Consider the following 23,573-nt stretch of genomic DNA (forward strand, 5'->3'; position numbering starts at 1 on the left):
AGAGTAAAATAATAGGTGTTATGCGAACGTCAATACGTATTTTCACTTGCGAGATCTATGGAGCGATCCTGAAGAAATAGAACATGAGCTGTTATTCGATAGAGTTTAATTACGAAAGGCAGGAAATTAGATGAGTACACTATATGATCAGGCCATGGAAGAGATGATAGGCGCCATTCATGAATGGTTTGATGAACAGGAGAAGCGAAGCGACTTGGACAAGGTAGTGAAGCGAACCACGCTGCAGATGGGGATCCTGGGTGATGTTTTACTGGATTACAGACCTGGACGCACAACGGTTGACAGCCTGGATCTCGGGTTGGATGATGGCTTGAAATCAAGGAACGCAGGTTCATTTACGGAAGAGCAGGTGCGAAGCGAAATTCAGCCTCAGCTTGTAGAAGTGATCCAGAGAAGATTGGATGAGCTGGGAGATACACCACTGATCGACTATCGTTTCACCTTTCGCGGGAAATTTCCAACGACCGAAGGGAAGCTGCAATTGACGCTATTTGAATATATCAATGAAGAGAAGAAAGAGCAGCTGCTGGAACGCATTCATACCTATGTGGAACAAAAGCTGGAGAACGGTACATATCCAACGAAACCGCTGGAGTCCTTTTTTTTGACGCGTCATTTGCTTGATCGAGAGCTGTTTCCGAGTCCCAATATTGCATGGATTATAGCTCAATATGACCGCATTCAGGAATTGAATAAAGGGCGTCAGGATGCCCTGGCGGAGCATCGCGGCAATATCATTCGTGCATTGAAGGATTGGGCAGAGAATCAATTTTTGCCACAGTATTATGATATTCAGTTATCGGAGTATAGGTCTAATGAATATGCACTCAAGCCAGGCGCCGTTCTGGAACAGAATGAGTCTCATGGAGAAGTTAAGAACCATGGGCAGCAAGAGGCCCAGCCTATCGATCTGCTGCTGTACGCAGCGGTCATGATTCTGCGTTTTGAGCCCAGCTACAGCAAACCGACAGGCCTTACCTTCCTGGAACTGGCGAAACAGCTGGGGAGCGACCGTGCAGTTCGAATGATGACGGAAGGCAGCGGGGCTTATGCGAAGGAAGATATTCATTTGAAAAGTGAACTGGTGGAATGCACAGCCAATGATGTGTTCTCTACCATTACAATCGTTATCCGCAAGGAGGAAGCAGCTGCCTACGAACAGGCACTGGCATTCATTATTCGCTTATTGAAGCAAGGCTTCCCTAAGAGCTATAAGATCAAGCTCAAATCCAAGGCAAAACAATATTTGCTGGTGAAGGGACTCGCCAAGTCGGATACTCATCGGTTCTTCGCGAGTGCACTGGCGTATTCGAACTTGCATCCACTTCTTGAAGAGTACGCTCGGGAAGCCATTGAAGAATTTGAATGGTACGGTGACACGGAGGGGGAGAAGAACTGTATGCCAGGCAGCTATGCCACGTTTGGACTGGGGCTTGCAGACGAGACGTATTTCCCTTTGGTTGAATTTTATATGGGAGAAGTGGACGACGAACACCAATTGGTGCAGGATAAATTCACTGCTACCTTTGCCGAAAAGCATGGTATAACCGCTAGCTCTGCACCTGCATTGGTTGCCTGCCTACGACGTTCGACGGATGGCTTGAAGCTGAAGCTCCAGCCGGAACTGGAAAGTGAAGAGAAGCTTGCGCTTATGGTGCAGCAGATCAGCAGTCTGGAAACCTATGAAGTGGAGCGTGTGATATATCCAATCTGGGGCAAAGTGGAGAAGCTTGCAGGTCTGGCCCGTAAGGCAGAAGGGAAACGGAAAGAGCTGCTGCTCGACCTCCTGCAGGCTGCAGGTAAATAGGGGCTTAGCCATCAAGGAATGGAAGAGCATCCGGAAAGGCGGAGAGCCATGGAAGCATTGACTCGTGGTATGTGGACTGGGTTATCTGTTCAAGAAAAAGAAAAGCTGCTGCACGGGATGATTGCCTTATGTCCGGCGGGGATGGAATATATCGGTGTAAGAACGTTTGAACGGTTCGGTCAGCGAACTGAAACGGGGTTATTTTTGCACGCAGGGCGAGAGTTTGTGTTTGTACCTGGAGACCGTGTGACCTTAGGGTGGAATCAGTGGCAGGATGGCATGAATGAAGAGACTTCGGCAGATCTATCTGAGACGGTAAGTGAGTATGGCGTAGAGGATGTGGATTCTTTTCTGACGAGCCAGATGTCACCTGTGAGAGAAGCAGCTATCGCTCCAATGCTGGTGGAATGCCAGATACAATCACTTGGTTGGATTGAAGTTACCGAAGAAGAAGCACTCGCAGTACATGGATCTGAGTTTGCGGCAGAGCTGGAGAAATTCAAGCATTCTGATCTTAAGGGATTGGAGCAGTATCAGGCGTTTCGCCTGGAGCGTCAGGGTGAGAAAGTCCGGATACAACTATACAATGAGGAGCTTACGCTTGAAGCCTTGCTGGAGGAACAAGCTAACGCGGGTTTTAGTTTGCTCACCGAAGATGAATGGGAGTATTTGTACGGGGGTGGCTGTCGTACGTTATTTCCCTGGGGCGACAGTTTCGATTATACGATGAAGTTGAAGCATTTTGGACGCTTGGAAGGGCTGACTGAGATCGTAGGTGAATCGATCGAGACGGACCTGTCGCTCGTTGAAGAGGATGAAATACCGTATGATTTGGAGCTGCCGAATTTTTTTGGCCTCCAGTTTGCCGGAGATCCGTACAAAGTTGAATTGACGATGAATCCGTCTGGAGAAGTGCTGCCCAAAGGCGGCGATGGCGGCGGGATGATCTGTGGCGGCATGGGTCCTTTGGTTGGTTATCTCCCTGCCGCTGCTGTATATTATCGTGACAGCAATGCCAATGAACTGGAGTGGGAGGATTGGATGGATTCCATGTATTATAGAAGAGTTATTCGTTTAACCGATCTGACCTGAAGACGATAAGAAGCAGCTGGGAATATTCGGTCCTTGCTGCTTTTTATTTTTTGCTTCTCATTTAAATTTCAAGATTCAGAAGTGATTTTAACCCTGTGCCGTTACACGGCTTAGTGGGTAAATATAATCAGGTTGAACGTCCCAAGAACAGGAGTGGGGGCGCATTGAGCCTGAATGCCTATCCTTTTACAATAAAAAGATAGGCTCTTCCCTTGGAGTTTGATGCATAAATCATGGAAAAGAGGAATGACTTTGCCTACATATACTTCGTTTACCTGCTCTGGCCGGGAGGCGCTGTTTCTGTTTCAGATCATGAATATCCCGGAAGCTGAAGTGCTCTTCGCACATCTGAACGATGCTGCATTACAGGGTGAGCAGGCCAGACGTACATTTGAAAAAATAAAAACCGATCTGATCAAGGATGGCGTTATTGAATCTGAAGATAACGACATTACCATACATCCGCAAGTCCATCAGCTGCTCCAGAGCTGCAAGCTCAGCAGCGCAGTGATGAAACTTCATCTGAAGACATCAAGCTCAGAACAGCGTGAATCATCTCTGACCTATGGCTTCATTTCCGGAACAACCATCGTTGAATGGCTCTGGAATCCTGAACGGGATCAGGTGACCCTGACTTCATTCGAAAGCTTGCAGGACATGCTTCGTATTATGGGCAATCGGATTGAATTGCCTGACTCTGCCGAGGAATCCATCCATACCCCTATTCAGAAGCACACACTGCAGCAGTTGCTGACACTGGATAACGAATCCGGGATTGAAAGGGTAACCTACGCCTTGCGCCAGGACCTGCATATATATTCGGCGGCAATTCACGAACTGACCCAAGCGTTTGTTAACGTTGAGAAACAAGGGCAGTTTGAGGTATCCACCCGCGGGATGCAGAACAAGCCTCAGACGATTTATTTTATCGGTAGTTGTGCAGGCAATTGGCTGTTCATCGAAGACAAGGAAAATGAAAGAAAAGAACTATTTACAGCATTCAAGATAACAGAAGAAGAGCTGATCCAGAGTCTTTTTCTGCTAACGACGCGTTCGTTATCCATTTTGCCTGCAGTTTAATCCCATAGAACGTAGGTAAGCTAAAGGGGGAGATCCAGTTGACCAAGATTATTATGAAATCCGAGTACCTGAACTCGTTGGCACAGCAGATTGAACAGGTCACTGCACAGCTGCAGCAGGTAGATGGTGTTCTCCAGCGCTCCATCCAGGGAGCGGCCTGGCAGTCGGGGAATCGGCAGACCATAATCGGTCTGTACCAGTCGCACCAGCAGCGTTTTCAGACTGCCGGACAGAGCATGCAGCAGCTGGCTGCATATGTGAAAACGACTCGTGAGCGAATGGAACAGGAAGATCAATCCGGGGGTACATTTGGGCTAACGGGCATTAATTTACTCGCACCATTCGATGGTCCTGGCAGCACGGTGGGTACACTGACGGCGGCAGCGGCTGTTGCCAAGCTGGGGTATCGGGTTAGAAATGGCTATATGGTGAAGCAGCAGCTCGATCGGAATACCCCGCGAATTCTGGTTCGTGAAAGCTATGATTCCGTCAAAAATAATCCAGTAGTCAATGGCAGACCCCGGGACTATAAAATTCATTATGTTCGTGACATTGAAGCCAAAATAGCCAACGGAACAGCTACGCCTCAGATTAAGGAAATCGCCTCAATGATCAAACCGGGTTATGCGGTCAGGTCAGCATTAACGGATAAACTGGGCTGGGCCAGTGTCGGCATTGATGTGTTTACAGACACACAGGAGAACATCAGCCAGAACGCATCCACTGACAAAATTGCCGGGGATATCATCGGAAACGTTGTTGTTGGTGGGGCAACGACAGTAGGTGCAACCCTGCTGACCGCTGCGATTCTGCCTGCGGCAGCACCCGTCCTGGCCGTTGGTGCGGTTGGTTTGGGCGTATCCGTAGGTCTGACGTATCTCGCAGAAGGGGTAACCATGAATATGGATCTGGATGGCGACGGGCAGGATGATTCCGTGAAAGACGTGGTGAAACACGGAGCGAAGAAGGCCTGGTCTACCGTATCAGGATGGTTTAAATAGATGGCACGTCAGAAACGTTCCACATCATCGACGAACCATTCTGCTGCCAAAAGCGTAGAAGGAACCTCATACCACCCGGACGCGTTTGAGAATTATCTTGCGGTATATGCAGCGGATGGGATTCGTTTCAGTGCAGGTACGCTGGTGCTCTTTTTTCTGAATGTATTCCTGCTGATCCCGGTTTTTAGTATTCCGTTCCAGTCCTTATATGCTTATATTCTGCTGCCTCCTCTGGCAGTCATGAATGTGTGGGCAGTAGCCCTGATTGTGGCACCGCGCAGACTGCAGCTGAATTATGTTTTGTTCCGCGGCGTATTTGGAATCGTCTGTTCCCTGGGATTCATGATCATCGTGCAAAAGTTTGCTTATGGCATGCTTGGGCTGACAACCCCTTGGTATGCGATCGGGTCATTTGCAGTGTACGGCTTCGCCTTATATCAGTATGCCAGGTTCCATCTGCGTAAGCTGCAGCAGTCTCCACATCGCCCAAAAGCGGGTGCAGGCTCACGTATGCCTGTCGCGACGCTGACCATGCTGACTGGAGCCGGTTATCTGGTGGCCAATCTATCGTTGGTCTTTGTCACGCAGCAGACGGTTGCGGTGGTCCTGATGTGTGTCTATATTATGCTGGCTTTTGTTGTATTTCACTTTATCATGGATTTGCATCGGTATTACTGGCTGCGCCGGGTACTGCATGCCCCGAAGGAAACCACCGCCCATAAAGCGTAGAATAGTTGAAGGAGGTTACATACCATATGGAAAAGGAAACAGAGACTTTACTGCCCAACGGCTCCGTAATCCGGCTGAAGGAAGGCACCAAAAAGCTCGTCATTTATGGACGCAAGCAGATGTTAATGACAGAACCGCCTCGTCAGTTCGATTACATTGGATGTTTGTACCCGGAAGGATATATTAATCCGGATTATACGTATGTATTCAATCATGAAGATATCGAAGAGATCATTTTTAGAGGGTATGTGGATGAGGAAGAAGAAGCATTTGCAGGGAATTTGAATGAATAAATGATGGGCTTGATTTGAAAAAAAATAAATATGAACTTTGCAGAAATGTGCAAAGGTAAAATACAACCTTAACGAATAACGGATCAGTCCTAGCGTGACTGATCCGTTTCACGGAAGCGGGTTGCTGTCTGCTGCAGGCTGGTGCTGGTCTCCTGCAAACCAAGCAGATAATTGCTGATTGATGTCATACTGTCGTTGATCCGCTGCATGAATTCACGCTGCCGTTCACCTTCCCACTGGCCTTCGGCTTGATCCACCATCGTTCTCAGCTGTGCCAAAATATCATTACCATTCTGGGAAGCCTTGCTGAATTCACCTGCCAGCTGCTGCAGCTCCTCAGGCGAAAGATCTATTCGCTGGTTCATTGTTTTTCCCTCCCTATCTGTTCATGTCTCTATTAAATGTGCATATACCATTCATTATAACCGCATCTTGAGCGAATTGAAGCTGGACGAAAGCCATATTTTCATAACAGTCATATGTTTGGAATAGGACAAAACACACATCCAATCTGCCCCATTAGAAGGGGACAGCATGATGTGTGTTTTGGTATGATTCGTTTTATTTCAGTTTTTGCACAGACACAGCCATTTGTTCCAGCTGCATGTGTGTCAGTGCGTTATTTGGTGAGCTGAGCGTAACATAGCGATCATCCAGTTGGAATGTCAGCATATCCGTTTTGTCCGGTGTATACCACTTGGCATTTACACCGTTAGACAGTTTGACTTCCTTGCCATCATAGCTGAACGAGTAGTCTTTTGGGGATACTGTCACATTCATATTTTTGAATACAAAGTTTACGCCATCACCACCGGCACCCACACTTTTGAATGCATCTCCGGCCATCATATGCTGAGGCGCGTAAGCCGTCTCAAAGCCATCGAATGTCGCAAATGCTTTACGAATTGTAGCTGTTTGTTCCTTGGTGTAATTTACATTGGCAAACCCGGTAATGCCTTGATCGTTGTTATTTACCTTTTGGACAGATACGGCCACCTGAGCCAGCTGTGCCTGAGTCAACTTATGGTCAGGGGAGCTGAGCGTAACATAGCGATCATCCAATGGGAATGTCAGCATGCCCGTTTGATCCGGAGTGTACCATTTGGCATTAACGCCATTGGACAATTTCACATCTTTGCTGTCATAGCCATCCGAGTAATCACGTGGTGATACACTTACTTTCATATGGGTGAAGATAAAGCTTACACCATCGCCCCCGGCGCCTACACTTTTAAATGTATCACCTTGGATACTTTGCTGAGGTGCATAGGCTGTTTCAAAACCATCGAACTGTGCAAATGCTTTTTGAATCGCTTCTTTTTGCGCCGCACTATAGGTTACATTGGATAGGGCAGAAGGATTGCTCGTTGCTTCGCCGATGGTAACCTGACCTTTTTTGCCGTCGTACGATACAGGAACATGCAGTGCATCCGCAATGGCACGTACAGGCAGGTAAGTTGAATTGTTGTAAGTGATCGGTGCAAGTTTATTCCCATTGCCATCCGTTGGTGTATAAGCTGCCCCATCTACATTGAAGCTGATGCCGTGATTAAGATAAGCGGATATTTTCTCCAGTTGAGTACCGGCGAATACACCAGCTGCTCCTGTTAATGTCATGCCAAGTACCATCACCGTTGCAGCGGATTTCTTCAGGTTTTTTTTCATCATATATATCTCTCCTTTAGGCTCAGTGTATAAGTTGATCTGATCGAATTTACACTTTACCACTTCGATTGCAGTACCATCCTCCGATCCCTCTTATCCCCAGATTTGTTGACTTATTTTAAAAGGGTAAATCCGGTGATAAAGGTGACCGCTTCGCTTCTTCAGATTGGTTCTGCACTCTACGTTACTGTGTAAAATGTTAGGATCAACTTATGATTGTCATTTGTAGGGCTCGCCGTCCCTTATGGCTTTATATTAAACCCGGAAGTTATCCATAATAATTCTGAATTATCTCCAACTTGTAAACATTGCAAATGTATTTATGTGATACCAAACCAAAGAAAAGGAGAGAGGAGTTATGACTGACATCGATTTTGTGAGGGAACATTATGATATTGGCCAAGTGCTAACCAGCACTGCCTTGCAGCAAGGTAACAGTTCTAAGGCGATACTGATTCATACAGCATCTGGAAAATATGTTCTGCGTAAACTCAAAAATGAACAGCAGGCTCAGGCTGAACATAAACTTTATCAAGTGCTGGGATCTGTAAACATTTCTCCAAAGATGCTCAAAGCCAGAGATGGTCTATCCTATATCATCTACAATCATGAGATTTATAATTTGCAAACCTACATAGACAATACAACTCCGTATCATCAAGTGAGCACTGATTTTGTGCAGTTGGGTAACGTGATTTCCCTTTTTCATCAACTGATCTCTCACCTGGATATTCCAGAGCAGAAGGATCGCTATCCGTTACGCCAATTATGGAGTGCTGTGTCCAATGAAGTGAAGAATTCATCACTTGTAGGAATCCGGGCTTTAGCAGAACATACAGAGCAGTGCATGGAATATAAACCGAAGAATAATACCATGATTCATGGTGATCTTGGCGCATGGAACATGTTATTTACGAAGGAGAACATCTACATTATTGATATGGGTGAGGTGAGGAGGGGGAATCATCATTTTGATCTGGCGGCCGCGCTGACTTCCACCATACCTTCATCGGTAAATGAAAGAGAACTAGATATGATCGTGGCAGATTTCGAGTGCGGATACAGGAACGGGAATGCAGTTTTGAACAGGAAGAGTCTGTATCAACAGATCCATATATGGATGCTGCGGGGGTGTTTGGCGGTGATCAGGGAAAGGGGAATGGATTCCCCAACCATCTTATATGTAGAACGAACGATTGAGATGTTGAACAGATTTAAAGTCATACTTCATTGAACTCGGTAGGTCGTTTAGTTTACAAGATAAAGGATCAGTCCGCCCATGCCAAGCACGATTGCACCAATGTATACATAGGTTAACCGGCTCAAATTCTGTTTGGTTCGGCGGTCGTATTCGGGGTTACTGGTCTGATTGGCTTTGGAATTTCCGATGATCAGGGTTGCAATGCCGCCAAACAAGGCAATACCAATAATTAAAATATAAGGCAGCCAACTCATGAGTGAACCTCCTTCAAAAGGCGTATAATTCATCTCCTTTATTGTACCCCAGGATAACCTGGGATGTAAGGTTTTATTTGTGAGATTAAGGAAAATAAAGCAGCTGAATTACAGTGGATATAACTCAATTTCAACAATAGATCACAATAAATTAAATCATTTTGAGCATGAAAAAAACCAATAATGATGCGGATTCGCGGCTCTCCCGAACGGAGGCCGTGAATTTTTTTTGCCTATGGGGTGATCCAGATTGGAGATCCCTGCGTTACACCCTTTGAAAACGACGACGAGGAAACAAAGCATACAAAATGATATTGAGGAGTGAATACGTAATGAAAATGAAAATGAAGAAGTTTATCACACCCATGCTAAGCTTGACGCTCTTGATGCCGGGAATCGCAGGGGCTGCTTCCGCGCCACAGACGCCAATGACTACGATGAAGGCAACGGTGAACACACCTGCTGCTGACCTTAGAGCAAACTTGGATCACCTATTGTCGGAACATTTTGCACTGGCGGTAACAGCTATGGCTAAAGCATATGACGGAGCAAAAGATGCAGACGCAGCTTACAAAGCACTCGACCAAAATGCCCTGGATATGCAGCCGGCCATCGCCTCCCTGTACGGTGATGCAGGTGCGAAGGAATTCGAACGCATCTTCCGCGCTCACAACAAATACACCGACGATCTGGTGAAAGCAACCAAAATGGGCAACCAGGCTGGCATCAAACAAGCACAGGATAATATCAATGGATTTGTCGATGAGTTCTCCACATTCCTGAACACCGCAACGGAAGGCAAATTGCCCAAAGCGGCAGCAAAAGAAGCACTGAAGGTACATGAGGATCTCGTGCAAAAGGTATTCGATGAATATGTAGCCGGAGATTACAGCGATGCATACAAGGCGTACCGTGAAGGTTTCAAGGAGATGTTCGACGTAAGTAAGGCGCTCTCCACGGCAATCACGACACAAATGCCTGAAAAGTTCGAGAACACCAAAGCCGATACAAAGGCAGCAGATCTAAGATCCGCTCTGAATCACCTGGCCTCCGAGCACTTTGCGCTGTCTGCCCTGCAAATGCAAGAGGAATACGACGGACGCACAGCAGCCTCGAATGCTCTGGTTACAGCTGAAGCCGGGAACACAGCTGATTTCAAAGCAGCCATTGCTTCCATCTACGGTAATGACGGGGCCAACGCTTTCGAGAAAATTTGGGTAACCAATCATGTTAATGCACAGAGTGACTATGTAAAGGCCGTTAAAAACAATGACGCAGCAGCTCGTGCAGCGGTAGAGAAGCGTATTGATGGTTTCACCACAGAATTCGCTGCATTTCTGGATTCGGCAACAGCAGGCAATCTTCCTAAGGCAGCCGGACAAGAAGCACTGACTACACACGAAGAACAAGTACAGAAAGTTCTCGACCAATATGCAGCCGGTAATTATGATGCTTCGTATACCACGAATCGTGAAGGTTTCAAAGTGATGTTTGGTGTAGGTCAAGCCCTGGGTAATGCGATCGTGACTCAGAACAATGACAAGTTTCAGGAGCCGATGACACCTGCCCCAACACCAACGCCAGCTCCGGATATGACCACTGTTTGGATGAAGCTGAACAGCAAAATGCTGAAAATTAACGATAAAACGACCAACATGGATACTACACCGGTGCTCTGGAAAAACACGACGTACATTCCACTTCGCTTCCTGAGTGAAGGAATTGGTGCAACGGTGAAATGGGACAAAAAAGCCCAGGAAGTTACGGTTATGGCTGGTGAGGATACCCTCGTATTCTGGGTGAACAACAAAGTCATGGAAGTGAACGGTATGAAGAAGAACGTAGGCTCCACAGTGTTTGTTAACAAAGACGGACGTACCCAAGTACCACTGCGTTTCATTGCTGAGCTGTTGAACTGGGACGTAAAATGGGCTCAAAAGGACGGTTCCATCACATTGACCAAATCCATGTAATCGTAGGAAATCGACTAACGAATAACCAGAAAGAAGCAGGAGGGCTGCCCGCAAGGCAGCTCTTTTGTGTTTCACCAATTTATTCAAATATTTGGTATAATGATCATCATGTAACACCCTACATAACGGCTTGAATAGCCCTTGCGTCATGAATGAGGTATTATGATATTTCAAAATGCAGAGGAGGCCAGATGAATGAGTGCATCATCAAAACCCGAGCGTTCGGCGAGACACGTGGATACCCGGCTGTTTATTGCTTGGGCCGTATCCGTCATCGCGACGGGAGGAAGTTTATATTTCAGCGAGATTAAGGGATATATCCCTTGTGATCTATGCTGGTTCCAGCGAATTTTTATGTATCCACTGACCATAGTGCTTGGGATCGCCTATTTCAAGGATGATGTAGGGATCACCAAATATGTGCTTCCGCTTAGTTTCATTGGCGGTGGAATCTCGTTATACCACGTTACGATTCAACGAATCTATTCGGCTACTGGCAATTCCGTCGCTTGTGGGCAAATTCCTTGCTATACCGACTATTTGAACTGGTTTGGTTTCATCACGATTCCATTGCTTGCCCTGATTGCGTTTATCATCATTATTGTAATGTTGTGGGGAATTGGCAAAACACCAAAATCTTCTTCATAAGAAAGGACAGATGATGGATGAGTGGACAAGTCCGTTGGTTCATGCCGTTAATGATCATTCTGCTCCTTACGACTGTGGGCTGCTCCAACGATGAGCAATCCCAGAGTACGGATACGCTGGAGATGATTAAGGTGCAGCTCATGGTACCGGATAAGGTGTCCATCCAGGATGATGTTGCCCTGCAGATTAAACTAACGCAGGGAGGTCAGCCCGTGGATGATGCAGACCATGTGCAATTTCAGGTATGGAATGAAAAGAATGAGCCAGCAGCACCTGCTGTAGATCAAGGAATGATGAATCCGGAGGATCTTGAAGCTCAGGGAGCGATTACTGCCCAATCCGCAGGGGATGGAATTTACGAGGCCAACTATGCGTTCGAGGAAACGGGCGTATATGTCGTACAGGTCCATGTAACCGCTGGGGCCATGCATGCGATGCCAAGAACCAAGGTGACTGTAGAGAGCGCTTCGGGAAATTAAAAAAAGAATGCTTAGTTGAACGTTAAAACCCGTCAGACGGAGGTACGAGCCAATCAGGGCCGCTGTACCACGTATGACGGGTTTTCTAATGGATGACTGTTATTAGCTACTTCATGACTACTGATATGTTCTGCTTAAATATTCTAAATACCGCTTGCGTTTAAGACCTTCAGGACGTTCCCGAGCTGGAAGAGATCATATGAGCCCCTTTATGATATAATTCGAAAGTTTAACCTTGACCTTGAAGTGTGCTTCAAGGTTTATCCTTGTTGTATTACAGAGATGTTGGAGGTTGAACGATGAGAATATTGGAATGGATTTTAGTACTTGTAACCGTTGTGGTCGCCATATTGATGCTGGTTCGTCCGAGGCGGGGGATGAGGATGGTTATGATATCTGCTTTGGTTTTGTTTACTGCGCTGCACGGTGTAATAGAGCAATTTCGAGTGCAAATGCTGCCTACATATCTTCTGGTCCTGGTTCTTTTGGTTATGATCGTTGTTCGACAAAAGAATCACAGATCATGGATCAAAGCCACGGTGGCTTCTATCATGGTATTGGTACTTAGTGCAAGTTCAGTGGCACTAACCTGGTTACTTCCGGCTTTTACAATGCCTGAGCCGACGGGTCCTTATGCCATAGGAACATTTCAACAGCATCTCGTGGATGAATCCCGCGAAGAGACGAAATCGCCTGAGCCAGGAGACAAGCGAGAACTTATGATCAATGTCTGGTATCCAGTGGATCACGAAGCTGCCAAGGGACTTCCGCTGGAGCATTATCCCGCAGAGATGGGTGAAGCCATCAGCCTCGTGTTCGGCATTCCACCACAGGTGTTTAGCTATCTGGACACGATTCCCACACATGTGGTCACTGGTGCAAAGGTATCGGCTGCAGAGAGCAATTATCCTGTGCTGCTGTTCTCGCCAGGGGTTCGTTCTGCCCGTTTCCAAAGTATGACCGCTATTGAAGAACTGGTTAGCCATGGATACATTGTTGTGGGGATAGACCATCCGTACACATCAGCACTAGTTACGTTTCCGGACGGGCATGTCGTGGCTTATGAAGCAGGTCCTGAATTCGGGACGTCAGAGGAACTGTACCAGTATAATGTCAAAGACGTAGGCATTCGTGCTGCAGACGCAAGCTTTGTACTGGATACACTTACATTATGGAATAGTCATGATCCGAACGGGCTGCTCGAAGGCAAGCTGAATCTGGATCGTGTAGGCATTTTTGGACACTCTTACGGCGGGGCAACCACAGTGGAAACTCTGGCTCAGGATGATCGTTTTAGCGCAGGGCTTAGTCTGGAAGGCGGCTTCTGGGGTGAAGTGTCCAAGGTATCTCTGAAACAGCCGTTTATGTATATCATGTCAGGTGAGACAGCCAAAAGTTTAGAACCGGACGCTACCGAAAAAGATAACGTGTTTTATCCTGAATTTGAACCGGATTTGAATCATGTCATGACACAGAGCTTGAACGATACGTATTACCTGACAGTAGATGGCTTTTTCCACCAGAGCTTCACGGATATTTCGTTGATCTCGCCCGAAATGTTTGCCAGAGGGATGACGCCCGAGCATAATGTGGATATCACGAGATCATACACGCTGGCATTCTTCGACCGCTATCTTAAAGGAGAGCAGCAGGTGTTGTTGAAAGGACCATCAGACCGTTTCCCGGAGGCAGCATACGATACCAAGTATACAAACATAGACAATGACCAGGGAAAACAACGTTAAGAAAAAGGTGGGACAGGCTTTATGGATACCATGACGAGAGGTGAATTGGCAAAACGGACAGGAATAAGCATGGCAGCCATCCGTTACTATGAGAACATGGGCATACTGCCTGCTCCTCGCCGGGCATCTAACGGATATCGAATATATACAGAGGATTATTTGGTTAAAATCAAATTCATTCAAGACACACAAGCGCTTGGATATTCGCTGAAAGAGATTAAGGAAAACTTGCAGCTGCTTAGCCAGGAGGATATGGAAAGTGAGCAGCTGAAGATGCTTGTACGTACACGAATCACAGATATCGAGAGTCACATCGAGAATCTGCAGCGTATGCAGACGTTCCTTGAAGCCCTGCTCATGACACCGGAAAAGGATATCCATAACTATATTCAATCCTTCCGTAACAATAAAGAAGAATAAGTGAGTGACCTCCCTTCCACATCACGATGGAATTGGGAGGTTACTCATTTCATATGAAGCCTGCTTCCCGCAAAAAGTGGTGTACAATTCTCGTCTGGTACTTGATCCGTACTGATCGCTTCAGGCTCCAGCAGGTTTCAACGGTGACGGAACGGGCCTGCAGCAGTCTGGCGGCAGCTGTCCGGGCAGATCCGGGAAGCTCATGCTTCTTCAAATTGAAATGCCGATCACGAATGGCGATGGAACGATTCATGTGCTCAATAATTCTTCTGCATGCCGGAACGGCACGGCTTCCGGGATTGGTGATCAGAGTTTGCCCTAATACACGGGAGCTGAGCTGGGACAATCCGTTGGCTTCGTGCAGGTCAATCCACCATTCTGGCCCATGTTCACGAGCCAGACGAAAGACGGCAGAAGCAAGTGGATGCCTGGATTTAGCAGATAAGCGGCGGGGAAATGTTCTGTTCAGATCGGGATTGCCCCTGATTTTTTTGTCATAAGCCTTCTGGTTCACTCTTGGAATAATAATGAGAAGACCGCGCTGAATGGATAGTCGTCCTGCTGCGCAATCGTCGGCGAGTTTTTGCGCAGCAGCCATGCTTGCGGTTTCGTTTCCATGAACGCCGGAAGTGACAACCATCACGGGGCCAGACGCTGCACCACGCACCATGTAGTAGGGAGTAGAATATGTGCTGGACGCTGCTAGTACATGTTTAGTGACAAGCATGAACCTCACCTCCGTTACTACAGTACGTCATGTCCTTCTTGCATGTAACGGCATCCGAACAGGCCCTCATCCAGATCTGTCCAAATTGGGCCAATCAGTATACCTGGTGGATAATATCTTCGAAATCGGGTTCCTGCATCTCCACATCGATAATTTCGCCCCATTGCTCCAGCAGCTTCAAAATATCCATAGTACTCCATTCTTTCCGGTTCACTTGTACAGTAACGACCAGTCCGTCCACACCTGTAATCTGTATGGCAGGAGGTATGGCGTCTGGGATATGAAACTCCCCTCTGTATGTTACCCGGATAATTGTGGGCAGACCAATCGTGTCCCGCAGAGAGGAGATCGTACCGTCATATGTGAGCCGGCCGTGATTGATAACCATCACCCGGCTGCATAACTGCTCGATATCATCCATATCATGGGTCGTCAGCAAAATCGTTTTGCCAAACTCTTCATTTAAAGTCCGCAGAAACTGACGTATATTCCGTTTGGCGTTCACATCCAGCCCAATGGTGGGTTCATCGAGAAAAAGCAGTTCCGGATCATGCAGCATGGAAGCTGCCAGATCTGCACGCATCCGTTGTCCAAGTGAGAGTTTACGGACTGGCGTGGACCAGAAGGATTCAAGGTCCAGCAGTTCAGCGAACTGGGACAACCGTTTCCTTTTGAGTTCAGCAGGTACACCGTACATTTCAGCCAGAATATCATACGAATCCTTCACGGGCAGATCCCACCAGAGCTGGCTGCGTTGACCAAACACTACTCCCAGTCGTCTTACCGTTTGCAGCCTTTCCTGATGCGGGTTCATGCCGGCTAGCAGGACTTCCCCCGAGGTCGGGTGGAGGATGCCGGTCAACATTTTAATAGTGGTCGACTTGCCGGCACCATTCGGCCCGATGTATCCAACGAACTCCCCTTGTGGAATGTCAAAACTGATGTCACGTACAGCCTCTTTGGACACGTATTCGCGTGAAAATAGCGTCCGAAGTCCAGAGAACCGGCCTTCCCGAACGACCGGCGTTTTGAATTCTTTTTGCAGCTGCCTCGCTGTAATCATGTTCATGGTAAGAACCCTCCTTAGCTTCCCGTGCTTTGATATTTGGTGATACCGTATTTCCAGAAGCGCAGACTGGCAGCCAGACACAAAGCAGCTACAGCCGCAATCCCTGCAAGCACCCAAGCTCCGCCTTGACCCCGCAGTAGATACAGGGAGGGGATGTAGTTGACGAATCCAACCGGAATGACCGTCAGCAGAATGCCGGACATCCATTTGGGATATAACGTTAGCGGATATTGGGCAGCCGTACGGGCTGCATCTTCGGTGATTGTCTGCAGCTCCTCAATGCGTGTGGTCCAGAATCCCAGCGTCGCTGTAGCCAGTCCAATAGAGAAGAGGATGATGGCCCCAGTCACAATAATCAGCAGAGAGAGGGGAATGACCGTCCATCCGATCTGCCCACTGTGCATCATGCCTGCCAGAGACCAGCATAGAATGAATCCTCCCTGAAGCACTTCGCCGACCATGATGCGGAAATTTTGCGGTAGCAGTGCAAGTAATACGGGCATGGGCCTCGTTAACAGTTGATCCAGTTCGCCGCCGACTAAATACTTCTCCAGATGATGAACCTCATTGCCGAAGGTGCGGTAAAGTGTTTTGGATAACGTCATAATCGCGAACAGATAACCGATCTCATGGAGAGACCAGCCCTTAATCGCACCAAACTGATGCAGCACCAGCGCAACCATGAGAAACTCTGAAATCTGAATCAGTGCGGCCAGAACGGAAGCCAATATAAAATTGAACTTGTACTGCATCCGGCTGCGGATGCTCGTTCGAATCAGTATTTTATATAGATGGTACCAGGAAGTTCGCTTCATCCGCCCTGCACCTCCACTTTGCGGCGCATCACACGGGTGATGACCAGACAGATCAGGGTCATGAGCACACACCAAAGCAAGGTTCCCCAGAGCAAGGAGCCATCTTCAAAACCGAGATAGATTCGGGTAGGAACATAGAGTAGAAAGGGATAGGGTGATAACCAGGCCAGACGTTCGAGCCAGTCAGGAAGCCATTCGAGCGGAATGAAGAAACCAGCCAGCAGATTCATCAGGGCATGATTGCCCCAGTGGAGCCAGGATGATTCGGTCGTCCAGATGGCAGTAACCCCAATGATGTAATTCATGCAGATGGATAAGTAGGATGCGCCGGCAAGACCAAGCGCTGCAAATAACAGGGTTGAGACCTTCGTAGGCCATTGCAGGGAAAAAACGATAGAGAATAGCAGGTAGATTGGAATGCTCTTGTACACGAACTGGTAGGCAATCTGTCCCCATTCGCGTGCCATAAGGTGAGTAAACAGATGCACCGGCCTCATCAGATCCAGCGCGATCTGCCCTGTCCTGACCGTAAGGGGAATTCCGAGTCCATTGGTGAGAAAACCCGAGATCCAGAGAGAGGATTGCGTAAACGCAATGTAACTGACCATCCCCTGTGTCCCGTATTCCCCGAGTGCGTGATCGGCCCCGATGCCGATCCAGAGACAGGCATACATGTAACCGAACATGGCGCTTGCCAGGTTATGTACCATGTGTGCCCCGCGATATTGCAGATTCCGGGCGTAGGCTTTGGAAGCCAGAGTGAGATAAAGCATTTGACACCTCCGATAAGTGGATTGAACGGCGGTCCCGTTCACTTCAGTCAAGGCGAAAAAGAGAGAAGGACAACAGCATACCAATTTATTCCTTCACAGGCAAGACATTTTTTTGGGATATCCCGGAAGAAACAGGGCTGTTCAATAATGCGCCACAAGACATCGGTTCGCCAGGTCCTTTATAATTAAGGAGTAATGACGTAAACGTTTACAATCTGTGTTATTTAAATTTAAAATAATCCGCCGGGCATGTGCCTGACGATGGAGGATACAGCTTCAACAATCCGGCAAGAGAGAAGGTTGGAATGAAAAAAATTGCATGGGTTACCGACAGTACCAGCACACTCGATCCGCTGTTTGCAGAGCAAAATCACGTATACATTGTACCGCTGCGCGTTGTATTTGGAGAGGAATGCTATCGGGAGACCGAGGACATCTCATCCGAACAGTTCTATGAGAAGCTTGCAGAGGCTTCAAGGGCAAGCAGCTCTCAGCCGCCTATAGGTGAGTTTATCGAACTATATGAATCGCTAAAAGGTCAGTATGATGAGATTATTACCATTCACTGCTCAACTGCACTTAGCGGAACGCTGCATACTTCAATGCAGGCGGCAGAGATTGCTGGAGTATCGATAACGGCAATTGATTCCAGAGCGGGAGCCTACCCGCTGCGGGAGATGATTTTGCAAGGTATGGAAATGCAGAAACAGGGATGTTCCGTATCTGAAATCAAGCTTCATATTGAACAGATGATGGATAATATGTCCTTTTACCTCATTCCGGCCAGTCTTCAGCATCTTCACCGCAGTGGGCGCGTGTCAGGCACACAGCTAGTACTCAGCCAATTGTTGAAAATTCACCTGCTCTTGCGATTTGAAGAGGGCAAGGTCGTCGTTAACGAGAAGATTCGTACCTTCAAACGAGCCAAACAGCGCATGTTAGAGGTGCTTAAGGTAGACATGGAGAAAGTAAAACATGTGTGTATCATGCATGCCGATAATCAGGAAGAAGCCATCACGATCAAGCAGCAAATTGCCGATCTGCTGCCCCGATTGAAGACGGAAATCATGCCTTTTATCCCTGTAGTAGGTATTCATGCAGGCGCAGGTACGATTGGTCTGTGTTGGATACGCAGCGAGACGACATAGATGGATTAATGATCGATATGGCAGGGGAGCCGCCTTGAATATAGGTGGCTTCCCTGTCTTTTTTGTTTTTTGAGATGAGATTAGAAAGAGTGCTATTCCACGCATTGCCAATTCAGGTGAACTGTGAGGTAATAAAAGAAAACAAAGAAGTTGGGGGAAATCACGTGTCGATTCACCGTTTGCTGCTTGTGGAAGACGATCGTTCAATTAGCGAGATGGTTGGACCATATCTGGAGAAAGAGGGCTACAGCGTCACGTACGCATATGACGGATTAGAGGCAGAGCACAAGTTTCAACAAGCGGAGCCTGCGTTTGATCTGGTCATTCTGGATCTCATGCTGCCGCAGCGAAGCGGCATGGACGTACTGCAGACCATCAGAGCTGCCAGTCTTGTCCCGGTATTAATATTATCTGCAAAGGATGGGGAAGTGGACAAGGCACTGGGGCTTGGTTTCGGTGCAGACGACTATTTGAGCAAGCCGTTCTCCCTCATCGAATTGACCGCGCGAATCAAGGCGGCAATTCGCCGCGCCAACTATACGGTACCGGCGGTTACCTCGACACCAGCCAAGGATCAACGGATTGAAATTGGAGGGCTGGTGTTGGATGTGGAAACCTATGAAGTGGAGCGGGAAGGCGTCCCTGTAAGACTGACATCCAAGGAATTTGGCATTCTTAAGCTGTTTGTTACGCATCCTGGCAGAGTGTTTACGAAGGCACAGATTTACGCCTCTGTCTGGAACGATCCGTATTATGGAGACGAAAATATCATTAACGTACATATGCGGAGGCTGCGCGAAAAGATCGAGACAGATCCATCGAATCCGCATTATATCAAAACGTTGTGGGGGATCGGTTATAAGCTGGAGGTGGAGCCCAAGTGATCATCCTATTGGCCATCTTAACGGTTGCTCTCCTCATGGTTGTCATTTTACTCGCTGTGAAGCTGAATAAGCGCAGCCGGCAATTGGCATATATTCATCAGAAGCTCGGAGGCATTCTGGAAGAGGGGACATATGAGCGTTTGCTGGTCTTTAGCAGCGATGCACAGATTCGACTTCTGTTGGGGGATATCAACGAATTGCTGGATTACGCACACCGAACCGGTGCCCGTTATGCCAATCAGGAGAAGGAGATCCGCAATATGCTCTCCAACATCTCCCACGACTTGAAAACCCCTCTCACGGTCGTGATGGGTTATAGTGAAACGCTGCTCCATAGCTCTTCATTAACCGATCAGGAACGGGAAGGGATGATCAGCAAGATTCAGGATAAAGCGCAGGAGGTGCTGCGTCTGATCCATTCCTTCTTTGATCTGGCGAAACTGGAGTCAGGGGATACCGAGCTTGCCTTGACTCGAATAAATCTTAGTGAATTATGCAGGGTGAAGATGCTCTCCTTTTATGAAATGTTAACGAATCAGGGTCTGCAGGTGGAGCTGTCCATTCCTGAGAGTGATCTCTTCGTGACCGGCAATGAGGATGCACTCGACCGGGTACTGGATAATCTGATTACTAATGCAATGCGATATGGGGCGGATGGTAAGGTATTGGGTCTGCTGCTTGAACCAACGAATCATGGAGAGGTCATGCTGCAGATTTGGGACAAGGGTAAAGGCATTCCGGAAAAAGAACAAGACCGTGTTTTTGAACGCATGTACACCCTGGAGGATTCCCGTAACCGTCTCTACCATGGAAGCGGGCTTGGTCTCACCATCACGAAGCGACTTGTCGAACGGATGGGAGGACGCATTGAGCTGCGCAGTGTACCCTATGAGCGGACTTCATTTAAAATCTCTCTTAAATCTCGTTAGTTGCCTTTTTGTGTGGATGGAGGAACTTAAGTTTTTTGTAAGATTTGATTAATAAAAAAGCAGACTTTTCTCTTTACAATACAGATATAAGAACCCGTCAGGGATCGTAAAGGAGAACAGAAGAGATGACATATATTGCACGCACCATCGGTGTGACCAAAACGTATGCAGGCACGGAGGTCGTATCCAACGTCAATATGAATATTAAGCAAGGTGAAATATACGGATTTTTAGGGCCGAACGGAGCAGGGAAAACGACAATCATGAAAATGTTGACCAATCTGGTTAAGCCCACCGTAGGGGAGATTGAAATGTTCGGGGAGAAACTTACCCCTGACTCTTATGAAGTGCTTAAGCCAATAGGCAGCATTATTGAATATCCTTTTTTCTACGATAAACTGTCCGCCAGAGATAACTTGGAGCTTCACTGCGAATATATGGGGTTTCATAACAAGAAGGTTATCGGCGATATGATGGAAAGTGTAGGTCTGAAGGATACCGGCAAGAAACCGGTGCGTGACTTCTCTCTGGGAATGAAGCAAAGGCTTGGTATAGCGCGTGCACTGATTACAACGCCGGAGCTCCTCATTCTGGATGAACCGATCAACGGGCTCGATCCGGTTGGAATTAAAGAAATGCGTGATCTGTTCAAACGCCTCAGTACGGAATATAGAATTACTCTCCTGATCTCCAGTCATATCCTGGGCGAAATTGAGCAAATTGCCGATACGGTAGGGGTGATTCGTGGCGGTCGTCTGGTCGAGGAAGTGTCCATGGAGAGCATTCGTGGGACTCAGAGCGATTATATCGAGCTGCAGGTGATGGATGGACGCAAGGCGATTTATGTTATTGAGCATCAGCTTGAGTTGAAAAATTATAAATTGGTTGATGATCGTACAGTTCGCATTTATGACCCTGGTGTATCTCCATCCCAATTAACAGGCAGTCTGGTTCAGCATGGTGTTGAGATTGAGTCGATTATCAAGCGGTCCCATTCGCTGGAGGAACACTTTCTAAACCTGGTGAAGGGGGATGAGGACGTTGCTTAAACTTATTTTTCTGGAAATGCGAAAACACCGGTTTGCTCGTAATTTCGGATACGCAGCTATCGCCAATGTGGGGATTCTGTTGTTTCTGATCATGATTGGTGTGGTGGACTGGGGAGCAGAAGATTATGCTTTTACCACGTATCCTCTCTCCTTTATGCTGATTGATACATTTGCCCGGGCAACCTTTATTATTTTTGGAGGGGCATTGATATCGAAGCTGATTATTAGCGAATATAGCAACAAAACGATGAATGTGATGTTTACCTATCCAATTAAACGTCACAAAATTATTGCAGCCAAGCTGATTATTGTATTTGCGTTTACCTTTTTCATGATTATGTTTACCAACTTGCTAATGGGAGCGATCCTGCTGACAACAGATCACTTTTATCCCTTTATTACTGATGAGCTGACGGGTAAACAAGCACTTCAATTGCTGATCAAATATACGATTAGTTCGCTGTCTGCTGCTGCAATGGCATTGATCCCCTTGTTGTTCGGCATGCGAAAGCACTCGGTCACGGCAACCATGGTGTCATCCATTTTCCTGGTTCTCGTAGTGTGTTCCGGCGTAAATGGACCGAGCGTTTCCATCAATTCCATTATCGTGATTCCTTTAACCCTAGGCGCCATCGGACTTTGGATTGCTTCACTTTCCATGGTTCGGCTGGAGACAAAAGACGTGAATTGAAATGCTCGAAAAACCATGCTTCGTATGGCTTCAGATGCCATTGACATCCGCTCGTACAAGGGATAGGATAATGTCAACTGAAACATGAAGGAGAATGCGACTACCATGACGATTCCAAAAACATTGACAATAGCCGGCTCAGATACAAGCGGCGGCGCAGGAATTCAAGCTGATTTGAAAACATTCCAGGAGCTTGGTGTGTACGGTATGACCGTTCTGACGACGGTTGTGGCGATGGAGCCTGAAACATGGGACCACCAGGTTTTCCCCGTGGCTCTGGATGTAGTGGAAGCACAGCTCCGTACCGTTCTGGACGGAATTGGTTTTGATGCGATGAAGACGGGAATGCTGGGTTCCGTAGATATTATTGAACTGGTAGCGAAGCATGTTCGCCGCAGCGGTCTGCCACAGATCGTAATCGATCCGGTAATGGTCTGCAAAGGTACAGATGAGGTGCTGCAGCCTGAGAATACGGAAGCAATGATTGAATTTTTGCTGCCGGGTGCTGACCTGGTTACTCCAAACCTGTTTGAAGCTTCCCAACTGGCCAAGAGCGGACCGATCCGTTCCAAGGAACAGATGGAAGCAGCAGCAGCTGTAATTCACAACCATGGGGCGAAGCATGTCCTGATCAAGGACAGAGGCGTCATCACCCCAGGCAAAGCGATGGATCTTCTCTATGATGGCAAAAACTACGAATGGTATGAAGCCGATGTTGTTGGTTCCGGTTATACGCATGGGGCGGGTTGTACAACCTCTGCAGCGATTACCGCTGGTTTGGCGCGCGGTTTGTCCGTAAAAGAGGCTGTACGTGAAGGCAAAGCCTTCATTACTCAAGCGATTGCTGGCGGATTCCCGCTCAATCGTTTTGTTGGCCCGACGTTGCACGCGGCACACCGCTTGGAGCAACAACGCTAATAGCGGATGCGGTAAGCGATACCGGGAAAGAGAACTTGGATTCAGCTGAAGGGTGGTTGTCAATGGGCGAAGGTGGCTCGTTGGCAACCGCCTTTTTGTGTGGGTTGCTGCGAATTCGGTAACTTATATGGGGTATTAATCGTATATAACATGGAGTTCATT

25 protein-coding genes are annotated in these 23,573 nt (G+C 47.5%); 18 read left to right on the forward strand and 7 right to left on the reverse strand.

Features of this window, described 5'->3' with window-relative positions; translation table 11 throughout:
- Positions 1–130: 130 nt before the first annotated feature.
- The 6 genes from PIL01S_RS23950 (at position 131) to PIL01S_RS23975 (ending at position 6,023) form a co-directional block, all read left to right on the forward strand.
- A complete protein-coding gene (locus PIL01S_RS23950; protein WP_127539744.1) occupies positions 131–1,828 on the forward strand; it encodes a DUF6138 family protein in 1,698 nt (565 codons plus the stop codon).
- 48 nt (positions 1,829–1,876) lie between these two features.
- A complete protein-coding gene (locus PIL01S_RS23955) occupies positions 1,877–2,920 on the forward strand; it encodes a hypothetical protein (protein ID WP_127539746.1) in 1,044 nt (347 codons plus the stop codon).
- A gap of 252 nt (positions 2,921–3,172) precedes the next feature.
- A complete protein-coding gene (locus PIL01S_RS23960; RefSeq protein WP_127539748.1) occupies positions 3,173–4,000 on the forward strand; it encodes a hypothetical protein in 828 nt (275 codons plus the stop codon).
- 38 nt (positions 4,001–4,038) lie between these two features.
- Positions 4,039–5,001, forward strand: coding sequence for a hypothetical protein (locus PIL01S_RS29945; RefSeq protein WP_246058541.1), 963 nt, complete (start codon positions 4,039–4,041; stop codon positions 4,999–5,001).
- Positions 5,002–5,730: a hypothetical protein gene (locus PIL01S_RS23970; protein WP_127539750.1), complete on the forward strand. Its 729-nt coding sequence runs from the start codon at positions 5,002–5,004 to the stop codon at positions 5,728–5,730. It abuts the gene before it with no gap.
- Between the two features lie 26 nt (positions 5,731–5,756).
- Positions 5,757–6,023 (forward strand): DUF4176 domain-containing protein, encoded by a 267-nt coding sequence (locus PIL01S_RS23975; protein ID WP_127539752.1) that lies wholly within the window; start codon positions 5,757–5,759, stop codon positions 6,021–6,023.
- Between the two features lie 89 nt (positions 6,024–6,112).
- Here the strand turns inward: PIL01S_RS23975 and PIL01S_RS23980 are convergent, their stop codons facing one another.
- Together PIL01S_RS23980 and PIL01S_RS23985 are read right to left on the reverse strand one after the other, a co-directional pair.
- Positions 6,113–6,388, reverse strand: a complete 276-nt coding sequence (locus PIL01S_RS23980) for a WXG100 family type VII secretion target (protein ID WP_095292300.1) — start codon at positions 6,386–6,388, stop codon at positions 6,113–6,115.
- Positions 6,389–6,584: 196 nt separating this feature from the next.
- On the reverse strand, positions 6,585–7,691 hold the full coding sequence (locus PIL01S_RS23985) for a stalk domain-containing protein (RefSeq protein ID WP_246058542.1): 1,107 nt from the start codon (positions 7,689–7,691) through the stop codon (positions 6,585–6,587).
- A gap of 355 nt (positions 7,692–8,046) precedes the next feature.
- Between PIL01S_RS23985 and PIL01S_RS23990 the strand changes: the two genes are divergently transcribed.
- Positions 8,047–8,922, forward strand: coding sequence for a phosphotransferase (locus PIL01S_RS23990; protein WP_127539754.1), 876 nt, complete (start codon positions 8,047–8,049; stop codon positions 8,920–8,922).
- Positions 8,923–8,936: 14 nt separating this feature from the next.
- On the opposite strand, the gene PIL01S_RS23995 is transcribed toward PIL01S_RS23990, so the two are convergent.
- On the reverse strand, positions 8,937–9,143 hold the full coding sequence (locus PIL01S_RS23995) for a hypothetical protein (protein ID WP_127539756.1): 207 nt from the start codon (positions 9,141–9,143) through the stop codon (positions 8,937–8,939).
- Positions 9,144–9,481: 338 nt separating this feature from the next.
- Here PIL01S_RS23995 and PIL01S_RS24000 point away from each other — a divergent pair, with 338 nt between their 5' ends.
- From PIL01S_RS24000 to PIL01S_RS24020, 5 genes are all read left to right on the forward strand, one after another.
- A complete protein-coding gene (locus PIL01S_RS24000; protein ID WP_127539932.1) occupies positions 9,482–11,116 on the forward strand; it encodes a copper amine oxidase N-terminal domain-containing protein in 1,635 nt (544 codons plus the stop codon).
- A gap of 195 nt (positions 11,117–11,311) precedes the next feature.
- A complete protein-coding gene (locus tag PIL01S_RS24005; RefSeq protein WP_127539758.1) occupies positions 11,312–11,764 on the forward strand; it encodes a disulfide oxidoreductase in 453 nt (150 codons plus the stop codon).
- Positions 11,765–11,781: 17 nt separating this feature from the next.
- Positions 11,782–12,243 (forward strand): FixH family protein, encoded by a 462-nt coding sequence (locus PIL01S_RS24010; protein WP_127539760.1) that lies wholly within the window; start codon positions 11,782–11,784, stop codon positions 12,241–12,243.
- A gap of 299 nt (positions 12,244–12,542) precedes the next feature.
- Entirely contained in the window at positions 12,543–13,988 is a 1,446-nt protein-coding gene (locus tag PIL01S_RS24015; RefSeq protein WP_127539762.1) for an alpha/beta hydrolase family protein, read from the forward strand.
- Between the two features lie 21 nt (positions 13,989–14,009).
- Positions 14,010–14,408: a MerR family transcriptional regulator gene (locus PIL01S_RS24020; RefSeq protein WP_127539765.1), complete on the forward strand. Its 399-nt coding sequence runs from the start codon at positions 14,010–14,012 to the stop codon at positions 14,406–14,408.
- A 49-nt stretch (positions 14,409–14,457) separates the two neighbouring features.
- Here PIL01S_RS24020 and PIL01S_RS24025 read toward each other — a convergent pair whose 3' ends face one another.
- From PIL01S_RS24025 to PIL01S_RS24040, 4 genes are all read right to left on the reverse strand, one after another.
- Positions 14,458–15,135, reverse strand: a complete 678-nt coding sequence (locus PIL01S_RS24025; protein ID WP_127539767.1) for a succinylglutamate desuccinylase/aspartoacylase family protein — start codon at positions 15,133–15,135, stop codon at positions 14,458–14,460.
- 94 nt (positions 15,136–15,229) lie between these two features.
- On the reverse strand, positions 15,230–16,198 hold the full coding sequence (locus tag PIL01S_RS24030; protein ID WP_127539934.1) for an ABC transporter ATP-binding protein: 969 nt from the start codon (positions 16,196–16,198) through the stop codon (positions 15,230–15,232).
- Between the two features lie 20 nt (positions 16,199–16,218).
- Positions 16,219–17,019 carry an ABC transporter permease gene (locus PIL01S_RS24035; protein WP_127539769.1) on the reverse strand — a complete coding sequence of 267 codons (801 nt, stop codon included), beginning with the start codon at positions 17,017–17,019 and terminating at the stop codon, positions 16,219–16,221.
- Positions 17,016–17,792, reverse strand: coding sequence for an ABC transporter permease (locus PIL01S_RS24040; protein ID WP_127539771.1), 777 nt, complete (start codon positions 17,790–17,792; stop codon positions 17,016–17,018). The genes PIL01S_RS24035 and PIL01S_RS24040 overlap by 4 nt, the downstream gene beginning before the upstream one ends.
- 305 nt (positions 17,793–18,097) lie before the next feature.
- On the opposite strand from PIL01S_RS24040, the gene PIL01S_RS24045 reads away from it, so the two are divergent.
- The 6 genes from PIL01S_RS24045 to thiD all read left to right on the forward strand — a co-directional run bounded on the left by PIL01S_RS24045 (position 18,098) and on the right by thiD (position 23,411).
- On the forward strand, positions 18,098–18,940 hold the full coding sequence (locus tag PIL01S_RS24045) for a DegV family protein (RefSeq protein WP_127539773.1): 843 nt from the start codon (positions 18,098–18,100) through the stop codon (positions 18,938–18,940).
- 215 nt (positions 18,941–19,155) lie between these two features.
- Positions 19,156–19,824 carry a response regulator transcription factor gene (locus PIL01S_RS24050; protein ID WP_371859986.1) on the forward strand — a complete coding sequence of 223 codons (669 nt, stop codon included), beginning with the start codon at positions 19,156–19,158 and terminating at the stop codon, positions 19,822–19,824.
- Complete coding sequence (locus tag PIL01S_RS24055) at positions 19,824–20,753, forward strand: sensor histidine kinase (RefSeq protein ID WP_164764340.1); 930 nt, start codon at positions 19,824–19,826, stop codon at positions 20,751–20,753. Before PIL01S_RS24050 ends, PIL01S_RS24055 begins: the two co-directional genes overlap by 1 nt.
- 125 nt (positions 20,754–20,878) lie before the next feature.
- On the forward strand, positions 20,879–21,802 hold the full coding sequence (locus PIL01S_RS24060) for an ABC transporter ATP-binding protein (protein WP_127539777.1): 924 nt from the start codon (positions 20,879–20,881) through the stop codon (positions 21,800–21,802).
- A complete protein-coding gene (locus PIL01S_RS24065) occupies positions 21,795–22,493 on the forward strand; it encodes an ABC transporter permease (protein WP_164764334.1) in 699 nt (232 codons plus the stop codon). The genes PIL01S_RS24060 and PIL01S_RS24065 overlap by 8 nt, the downstream gene beginning before the upstream one ends.
- Positions 22,494–22,598: 105 nt before the next feature.
- Positions 22,599–23,411, forward strand: a complete 813-nt coding sequence (thiD, locus tag PIL01S_RS24070) for a bifunctional hydroxymethylpyrimidine kinase/phosphomethylpyrimidine kinase (protein ID WP_095292321.1) — start codon at positions 22,599–22,601, stop codon at positions 23,409–23,411.
- Positions 23,412–23,573: the final 162 nt, after the last annotated feature.

Source organism: Paenibacillus illinoisensis NBRC 15959 (assembly GCF_004000925.1).
Lineage (GTDB): Bacteria > Bacillota > Bacilli > Paenibacillales > Paenibacillaceae > Paenibacillus > Paenibacillus illinoisensis.